At 73.4% G+C, this 1,307-nt stretch carries 1 protein-coding gene; it reads left to right on the top strand.

The features are described 5' to 3' along the window. The first annotated feature begins 724 nt into the window (after positions 1 to 724). Positions 725 to 1,234 carry an HIT family protein gene (locus I6A81_RS16935; RefSeq protein WP_203008543.1) on the top strand — a complete coding sequence of 170 codons (510 nt, stop codon included), beginning with the start codon at positions 725 to 727 and terminating at the stop codon, positions 1,232 to 1,234. Positions 1,235 to 1,307 lie beyond the last annotated feature (73 nt).

Raw genomic sequence — 1,307 nt, 5'->3', positions numbered from 1 at the left:
GGGCCGTTGGCCGCCTTCCCCAGCGGCGGGTATGTCTGCCCCGGGGGGGGACCCCCTGCAACCCCCGGGGGGGGGGGGGGCGCCCCCCCACACCCCCCAGGCGGCACTCGCTTCGCGAGTGGCCGCCTTTTTTCGTTGGCTCTTCGTGATAGGCGTGTCCCGATCGCTGCCGTCTGGGCAGGTTCGCCGCCGGGCGTGGTGGTCCGGGGGAGCCCGACTGCCCGCCGTCGCCCGCCACCGCGAGGGCGGGGCGCTGGCCACGGCGGTACCGCTGGGCTGGCCAGTGTGCCTGGCTCATGGATCTCCGTTCGGCTCGGCTGTCGCTCAGAGTGTGGCTGGTAGCGCGGGGTGGGGCCACTGATCGATGGGGGGTGCGCCCGGATGTGGGCGGTGGTGGGGGAGAGGGTCACCCGGCGAGGAACGGCGACACGCCGAGCGGTCACCCGCGGAGCGGGCCGCGGGTGGCTGGCTGACGCGGCTTGGGGGCCTGTTGGTGCTGGTACGGTCGCAGGATGCGGGCCGGCGGGGCACCGTGGGGCCGGGTGTATGGACAAGCCGCGGTGGATGACGTGCCGCAGTGGATGGACATGAGGCAGGAGCCCTTGCGCAGCAGCCTGGACAGCCCGTGACGGACCCGACCACACCGGCAGGGGTCCCCGACGGGCCGCGAACCCGGGCCGGCAGGGGGGCCGGGATCCCACTGGAGGAGCAGGCCGGTGTCGGGATGCCGGACGCGTTCCGCCGCCTGTACACGCCGCACCGGATGGCCTACATCAAGGGTGAGGGCCGGTCCGAGGACGAGTGCCCGTTCTGCCGGATCCCGGGGCTGACCGACGAGGAAGGGCTCGTCGTGGCCCGGGGCGCCGAGGTCTACGCGGTGCTCAACCTCTATCCGTACAACGCCGGCCATCTGATGGTCGTTCCGTACCGGCACGTCGCCGACTACGCCGACCTCACCCCGGACGAGACGACGGAGATGGCCTTCTTCATGCAGCGTGCCCTGCGGGCACTGCGGCTGGCCAGCGGCGCCCACGGCTTCAACACCGGGATGAACCTGGGCTCGGTGGCCGGCGCTGGCATAGCGGCCCACGTGCATCAGCACGTCGTGCCGCGCTGGGGCGGCGACACGAACTTCATGCCGGTCATCTCCGGCACCCGCGTGCTGCCCGCGCTGCTGTCGGAGACCCGGACGATGCTCGCCGAGGCCTGGGAGAAGATCGTCGGCGAGGAGTAGCCGGCCGGCGCCGGCGCGCCACCCACCGGCGCGGTCCCGCTCGCCGCCGGGATGCCGTCGAACGTGTCTGGGG

It is taken from the genome of Frankia nepalensis, from assembly GCF_016786325.1.
Classification (GTDB): domain Bacteria; phylum Actinomycetota; class Actinomycetes; order Frankiales; family Frankiaceae; genus Pseudofrankia; species Pseudofrankia nepalensis.
This window is presented reverse-complemented; position numbering and strand designations above follow the sequence as displayed.

What these genes read in the sequence shown, in the direction of transcription:
- I6A81_RS16935 (WP_203008543.1), top strand. Translation starts at nt 725, where the DNA reads ATGCCGGACGCGTTCCGCCGCCTGTACACGCCGCACCGGATGGCCTAC.